Source organism: Streptomyces sp. NPDC127177 (assembly GCF_042672475.1).
Lineage (GTDB): Bacteria > Actinomycetota > Actinomycetes > Streptomycetales > Streptomycetaceae > Streptomyces.
On sequence record NZ_JBHXUW010000047.1, the window covers coordinates 59,632 to 66,342 of the forward strand.

Consider the following 6,711-nt stretch of genomic DNA (forward strand, 5'->3'; position numbering starts at 1 on the left):
CCCCGCCCCGCAGCCGGCCGGACGGCCCCGAGACGGCGCGGGCTCAGGACGGTGCGTCCGCCGTCTGCGCGTCCAGCGCCGCGTACAACCAGTCGTGCGCGGACCCCGCGGTCGGTTCCGGCGGCGTGCCCGGCGGGGTGATCACCTCGGCCACCAGCTCCCAGTAACGGTCGATCCGCGGATCGGTCGCCAGCTGCCCGGCCAGCAGGCGGCGGAAGACGGGGGTGTCCCGGGTGCCGTACGCGCCCGCGTACGCGTCCACGAAGCTGTCCAACTCCTCGCCCGGTACCGGCTCCCGGCCCCCACGCAGTTGTCTGCCCGCCAGTTCGTAGGCCTGGGCCAGTCCCGCGTACAGGACATCCGGCCTGCCGGTCCCCGATGGCCCGTGGGCCGCCGGCCGGCAGGGCCCGGAGTCCGTGCACGGGCGCGTCACGTAGGCGTACAACCGGGCGAAGGCGAGCACCTGGGCAGGCTTCGGGTCGTCGGGCGGCTGCGGGACCGCCACATCCAGAAAGGCCGAGCGCGCCCCGGCCGGCATGCGCGGCGGCAGCCAGGCCCGCCAGAACCGGGCGAGCGCCGCCGTGTCCGGAGGTGCGGACACCGCTCCGATCAGACGCAGCCGGTCCGCCCGCTCGTCGGGCCGGCACTCCTGCACCAGCCGCAGCCCCGCCTCCCGCCACCGCAGGGCGCTGAGCTGGGAGCCCAGTTCGCGCAGCTGACCCGCGACCGCCTCCTCCAGCACGCCGCCCGGCCCGGCCGCCTGGTCCTCCTCGTCGAGGATGCGGTGCACCTCGCGTACCGGCAGGCCCAGGGCGCGCAGCGAGCGGACCAGGCGCAGCCGGCCGAGTGCCTCCGGGCCGTACCGCCGGTGCCCGCCGGAACTGCGGGCCGCCTCAGGGAGCAGACCGCGATCGGAGTAGAAGCGAACGGTCTTGACGGTGACGCCGGCGCGCTCGGCCAGTTCTCCGATGCCGCACAGCCCGTCGGATGGCGGGAACACTTGAACCTCCCTCAGGGGGAGTTCCTATCGTACCGGCGGGCGCGGCCGGAGGATCGTGGCAGGCCCGCCGACAACAGCGTGCTTGAGGAGAGGCCGATGACCGTATTCATCCTGGTACCGGGCATGTTCACCGGCGCACACGTATGGGAGGACACGGCCGCGCGACTGGCCTCGGCCGGCGCCGGGGTGCATGCGGTGGCCCTCACCGGTCCCGGCGGGCCCGGGGCCGCCACCGTCGACCTGGAGACCCATGTCGCGGACGTGATCGCGGTGATCGACCGGGTCGTGGACACGGGCGGTCACGACATCGTGCTGGTGGGCCACGACTACGGCATCCACCCGGCGCTGGGCGCCGCCGACCGGCGCGCGGAGCACATCGGCCGGATCGTCTATCTGGACTCGGGACTCCCGCAGGACGGCGTGCCCGCCCTGGCCGCGGTGCCCGACCCGGTCCTGCGACAGGAACTGGCCGATCGTGCCGGTACGGAGGGGGCCCAGGGAGAGCTGCCCGCCCCGGCCCGCGACGAGTGGCAGCGCTGGGGCAGCACCGCGGGCGTCTCCGGCGCCGCCCTCGACCGGCTCACCGCGTCCGCCGCGCCGCAGCCGGTGCGCACCTTGCTGCAGCCTCTGCGGCTGACCGGTGCGGCCGCCTCGCTGCCCGCCACGGGGGTGCTGTGCGAGGGGAGCGGCGCGAGCATCGAGATGGTCCAGCGAGGGGTGGACCTCGGCGACCCCGCCGCTCAGGCGCTGGCCGACCCACGGGTGACGTTCTTCGAACTCCCCACCGGACACTGGCCGATGCTCTCCCTTCCGGCCGAGCTTGCGGCGGTTCTGCTGCGGGCCGCCGCGGGCGAGGGCCACCGGCTGGTGCCGGCGGGCCAGGGGGAGCGGGCCGGGCACCTGCGGCCGTTCGTGCTGGACGTGCCGGACATCTCCCGCGAGCGGACCGGGAACGTCGATCTGTACCTGCCCGACGCCGAAGGCCCGCGCCCGGCCGTGGTGTTCGTACACGGAGGGCCGGTGCCCGCCGAGGGCCGGCCGACCCCGAGGGACTGGCCGGCCGTGAGCGGCTACGCCCGCTACGCCGCCGGGCAGGGGGCGGTCGGAGTGACCGTCGATCACCGGCTGCACGACGTTGCCGACTACGGACGCGCCGCCGACGACGTCACCGCGGCGGTGGAGCTGGTACGGGCCGATCCCCGGGTGGACGCCGACCGGATCGCGCTGTGGTTCTTCTCGGGCGGCGCTCTGATGGCGGCGCACTGGCTGCGGGAGCCCCCGGCCTGGCTGCGCTGTCTGGCGGCCTGCTACCCGATCCTGGCCCCGCTGCCCTACCTGGGGCCGGTCGACGGCCGGTTCCGTCCGGTGGACGCGGTGGCGGATGCGGGCGGCGTGCCCGTCGTCGTCGTTCGAGTGGGCCGTGAGACGGCCGCGATCGCCGCCACCGTCGAGGAGTTCCTGACCGCTTCGGAGAAGTGCGCGGCGGAGGTCGAGGTGATCGACGTCCCGCACGGCCGGCACGCGTTCGACACCGTCGACCCGACGGAGGAGTCACGCGAGGCGGTGCGCCGTGCGATGCGCTCGGTGCTGGGCCGGCTGACGGACTGACCCCGGGCAGGCAGGCGTCGGGAGAACAGCGGTCAGACCGCCCCCGACGCCCGCCGCCCCTTGTAGTTGATCTTCATGGTGTCCATGTCCGTCGCCGTGGACCGCAGCTCGCCGTGACCGTAACCGCGTTCCCGGAGATACCCCTGCGCACGGTCCTCGGCGATCACGGACGCCATCTCCTCGCCGTCCCCGGCATCCGACACCACCACGTACCGGAAGCTGAAGTGCCTGAGTGCGCGGTCGTAGGTGAGCGACCCCTCCTCGGTGAACTGCATGGCCGCCAGGCCGTGCTGCTCCAGCTCGGCCAGCAGTCGCCCGCGGGCCCCCTCCGTCAGCCCTTCCCAGGTGCCGCGCACGATCACTCGGTAGGTGTGCTGCGTGGTCATCGTGTTTCACCGTCTCCGTAGCGTCCCGCGAACATCGTGCCGGGCAAGCCTATGGCCGAGGGGGCGGAACGCGCCCGGAATATTCGGCGGGCGACCTGCTGACCGCACCGCCGGCCACCGCCTTTGCCGAAGACGGACGGCCGATCCCCTGGCCTGCGCGGCCCCGAGCGTGTTCCATGGTCATCGGGGGGCGCCCGGACCTGCGGCGGCCCGCGTGAGGGAGCGAGGTTGCCTTGGCCACCACCGTACGACGTGCCGTACTGACCCTGCCCGCAGCGGCGACGGGGCCGGAGAATCCACTGCCCGCGCTGCGGCCCCTCGACGAGATGCATGTCGTCGAGGACCGTGACCGGGCCGGGCTGCCCCGCGACATGGCACGCCAGATCGGCCACGAGCCACTGACCACCGTCCTTCCCGTGGCCGTCCTCGACGGGTACGGGCGCGAGCGCACCCCGACCGGGCTCGACGCGATCGTGATCGAGAACGACCGGTTGCGGGCCACCGTGCTTCCCGGGCTCGGAGGCCGCATCCACTCGCTCTTCCACAAGCCCACCGGGCGGGATCTCGTCTACACCAACCCCGTACTCCAGCCTGCCGACTTCGCGCTCAACGGCGCCTGGTTCTCCGGCGGCATCGAGTGGAACATCGGCGCGACGGGTCACACCACGCTGTCCTGCGCCCCGGTGCACGCCGCACGGGTCGCGGCCCCCGACGGCGGCGAGATGGTCCGGCTCTGGGAGTGGGAGAGGCTGCGGGACCTGCCGTTCCAGGTGGATCTGTGGCTGCCCGATGACTCCGACTTCCTCCACGTCGGCGTACGGATACGCAATCCGCACGAGCACCCCGCGCCCGTCTACTGGTGGTCCAACATCGCCGTGCCGGAGGACGAGCACACCCGGGTGCTGGCCCCCGCCGACGAGGCCTGGCACTTCGGGTACGACCGGACGCTGACCCGGGTCCCGGTTCCCGAGAGCGGCTCGGTCGACCGGACGTACCCGCTGCGCAGCGACTTTCCCGCAGACTACTTCTACGAGGTGCCCGACGGGGCCCGCCGCTGGATCGCCTCCCTCGACGGGAGCGGCCAGGGACTCGTCCAGACCTCCACCGATCTGCTGCGCGGCCGCAAGCTCTTCCTCTGGGGCAGCGGACCCGGCGGCCGCCGCTGGCAGGAGTGGCTCACCGAACCCGGCACCGTCGGCTATGCCGAGATCCAGGCCGGACTCGCCCGCACCCAGCTGGAACACGTACCGCTCGAGCCCGGGGGCGAGTTCAGCTGGCTGGAGTCGTACGGGCCGCTGAGCGCGGATCCGGCCGCCGTGCACGGGGACGACTGGGCAGCCGCTCGCGCGGAGACCGAGCAGCGGCTCGCCGCCGCTCTGCCGCGCGCCGATGTGGATGCCGCGTACGAGGCCTGGCGGCGTTCGGCCGACACCGAACCGGGCGAGATCCTCGCCACCGGATCGGGCTGGGGCGCGCTCGAGGTGCGGCGCGCCGGGTACAAACTGCCCGGCACACCCTTCGCCGAGTCGACGCTCGGTGAACAACAGGCACCCTGGCTGGAGTTGCTGGATCAGGGGACCTTCCCCGAACCCCGCAGGGTGGCCCCGCCCGGACCGTCCCTGGTCTCCTCGCACTGGCGCGACATGCTGGAGACCGCCTCCGCCGAACCGCTCACCGAGTACCACCTGGGGATCGCCCAGTGGCACGCCGGTGACCGCGCCCAGGCGGTCCGCAGCTGGGAGCGGGGGCTGGCCCTGGCGCCGTCCCGCTGGCCCCTGCTGCGCTGCCTCGCCGTCGCCGACCAGGAGGGCGGTCAGCGGGAACGGGCGGCCGACCACTACGCGGCGGCGTTCGAGGACCTCCGCGCCGAACGCCGGGACGACGGTGAGGCCTGGACGGCTGCCACCGCCGCCCTGGGCCGGGAGGCGATCGAGGCGCTGCTGGCGGTGGGCCGGCCGGGTCCGGCCCGCACGGTCTGGGATGGCCTCCTCCCGCAGATCCGCAGCCGGGGACGCTTCCGTCTGCTGGAGGCCCGGCTGCTGATCGCGGAGGGCGACCCCGCCGCCGCCCGCGCGCTGTTCGACGAGGGCTTCGAGGTCGCCGATCTGCGTGAGGGGGCGGAGATCCTGGACGAGGTGTGGGCCGAACTCACGGACGAACCGCTGCCTGATGTCTACAACTACCGCATGAGGCCAAGCGTCTGATCGGCGGTCAGCCCGCCGGATTGCGGTCGACGTACTCGAATACCGAGCCGTCCGGGTGGACGGCGATCAGATTGCGGCCGACAGGTGTGTGGACGGGGCCGGCGATGACCCGGGCGCCCACCCGGGTCAGCGAGACGTTGGCCTCGTCGACGTCCTTCACCGCGATCGTCGCCGTCACCTTGCGCAGGATCTCCAGCTCGGACTCGGGGCCGCTCATCAGCAGGAAACAGCTGATGGCGGCCACCGAGACCCCGCCGCGCTCGAAGCGCAGCGCCGAACTGCCGGTGAGGTTCTCGTAGAAGGCGACCGCTGCCTCCAGGTCGTCGACGCAGATGCGCAGCGTGGTTCCCAGGATTTCCATGCCGAACAGGGTAGTTGGCCGGTCAGCGGCGTGTGATCGATTCCGCCGACGGGGCCGCCGCCCCGGGCCGCCGTCCGGCGGGTGCCCGGGGCGGCGCGCTCAGGCGCGGCAGAGCAGCTCGCCGTGCGGGACCATGAACCAGCCGTCGTCCTGTGCGCCCCAGGTGTGCCACGCCCCGGCGATCGCGGTCAGTTGCCCGGCCGTCGCGTGGCCGCCGTCGACAGCCAGCTGTGCGTAGACCGATCCGACGGTGCGGTCCGCCCACAGCCGGCTCCACCAGTCCCGGCTCTCCGGGGTGCCGAAACACCAGGCGGCGGCCGTCGGGGTGATGTCGGTGAACCCGGCCTGCCGGGCCCAGGAGAGCAGCCGGCGGCCCGCGTCCGGCTCGCCGCCGTTGGCGCGGGCCACCCGGCGGTACAGGTCCAGCCACTCGTCCAGCACCGGTACCTCGGGGAACCAGGTCATCGCCGCGTAGTCGCTGTCGCGCGCCGCGACGACACCACCGGGGCGGCAGACCCGCCGCATCTCGCGCAGCGCCTGCACCGGGTCGCCGACGTGCTGGAGCACCTGGTGGGCGTGGACCACGTCGAAGGTGTCGTCCGGGAAGTCCAGGGCGTGCACATCGGCCGTGGCGAACTCCAGGTTGTCCAGACCGCGTTCGGCGGCCACCGCGGCCGCCTGGTCCAGGATCTCCCGAGTGGTGTCGACGGCGGACACCCGGCCGGGGGCGACCAGTGCGGCGAGGTCGGCGGTGATGGTGCCCGGCCCGCAGCCGACGTCCAGCACGCGCATGCCGGGGCGGAGTTCATCGATGAGGTAGGCCGCGGAGTTGGCGGCGGTGCGCCAGCGGTGCGAGCGCAGCACCGACTCGTGGTGGCCGTGGGTGTAGACGGCGGTCTCCTTCGGCATGACCGTGCATCCTCTCTCGAAATGCGAACGCGAACCCCGAAGCGCTGATCGGTACGGCTACGGTACGCCCGCCACCCGAATAATGAGATGGCTATCTTGCTATGTGGACAAGCTCGGTCATGGGGCCGGTACGCGACACGCGACAGGGGGCGGCCCCCACCACCTCGGGCCCCCCCCCATCACCCCCCACCCCCCAAAAAAAAAAACACAAAACGCCCTAAACACCAACAGCCGCCCCCCCTG

6 protein-coding genes are annotated in these 6,711 nt (G+C 73.2%); 2 read left to right on the forward strand and 4 right to left on the reverse strand.

Going from position 1 to position 6,711, the window contains the following annotated elements; genetic code table 11:
- Window positions 1–43: 43 nt before the first annotated feature.
- Window positions 44–1,000, reverse strand: coding sequence for a MerR family transcriptional regulator (locus ACFVJX_RS26300; RefSeq protein WP_384124568.1), 957 nt, complete (start codon window positions 998–1,000; stop codon window positions 44–46).
- A 96-nt stretch (window positions 1,001–1,096) separates the two neighbouring features.
- Here ACFVJX_RS26300 and ACFVJX_RS26305 point away from each other — a divergent pair, with 96 nt between their 5' ends.
- Window positions 1,097–2,608, forward strand: coding sequence for an alpha/beta fold hydrolase (locus ACFVJX_RS26305; protein ID WP_384124566.1), 1,512 nt, complete (start codon window positions 1,097–1,099; stop codon window positions 2,606–2,608).
- A 32-nt stretch (window positions 2,609–2,640) separates the two neighbouring features.
- Here ACFVJX_RS26305 and ACFVJX_RS26310 read toward each other — a convergent pair whose 3' ends face one another.
- Window positions 2,641–2,994, reverse strand: a complete 354-nt coding sequence (locus ACFVJX_RS26310) for a DUF6204 family protein (RefSeq protein ID WP_384124564.1) — start codon at window positions 2,992–2,994, stop codon at window positions 2,641–2,643.
- Between the two features lie 233 nt (window positions 2,995–3,227).
- Between ACFVJX_RS26310 and ACFVJX_RS26315 the strand changes: the two genes are divergently transcribed.
- Window positions 3,228–5,198, forward strand: coding sequence for a DUF5107 domain-containing protein (locus tag ACFVJX_RS26315; protein ID WP_384124562.1), 1,971 nt, complete (start codon window positions 3,228–3,230; stop codon window positions 5,196–5,198).
- Between the two features lie 7 nt (window positions 5,199–5,205).
- Here ACFVJX_RS26315 and ACFVJX_RS26320 read toward each other — a convergent pair whose 3' ends face one another.
- Complete coding sequence (locus tag ACFVJX_RS26320; RefSeq protein ID WP_384124560.1) at window positions 5,206–5,559, reverse strand: VOC family protein; 354 nt, start codon at window positions 5,557–5,559, stop codon at window positions 5,206–5,208.
- A gap of 99 nt (window positions 5,560–5,658) precedes the next feature.
- A complete protein-coding gene (locus ACFVJX_RS26325) occupies window positions 5,659–6,468 on the reverse strand; it encodes a methyltransferase domain-containing protein (RefSeq protein WP_384124559.1) in 810 nt (269 codons plus the stop codon).
- Window positions 6,469–6,711 lie beyond the last annotated feature (243 nt).

Coding starts and splice junctions, on each gene's coding strand:
- ACFVJX_RS26305 (WP_384124566.1), top strand. CDS start 1,097: ATGACCGTATTCATCCTGGTACCGGGCATGTTCACCGGCGCACACGTA.
- ACFVJX_RS26325 (WP_384124559.1), bottom strand. CDS start 6,468: ATGCCGAAGGAGACCGCCGTCTACACCCACGGCCACCACGAGTCGGTG.
- ACFVJX_RS26310 (WP_384124564.1), bottom strand. CDS start 2,994: ATGACCACGCAGCACACCTACCGAGTGATCGTGCGCGGCACCTGGGAA.
- ACFVJX_RS26320 (WP_384124560.1), bottom strand. CDS start 5,559: ATGGAAATCCTGGGAACCACGCTGCGCATCTGCGTCGACGACCTGGAG.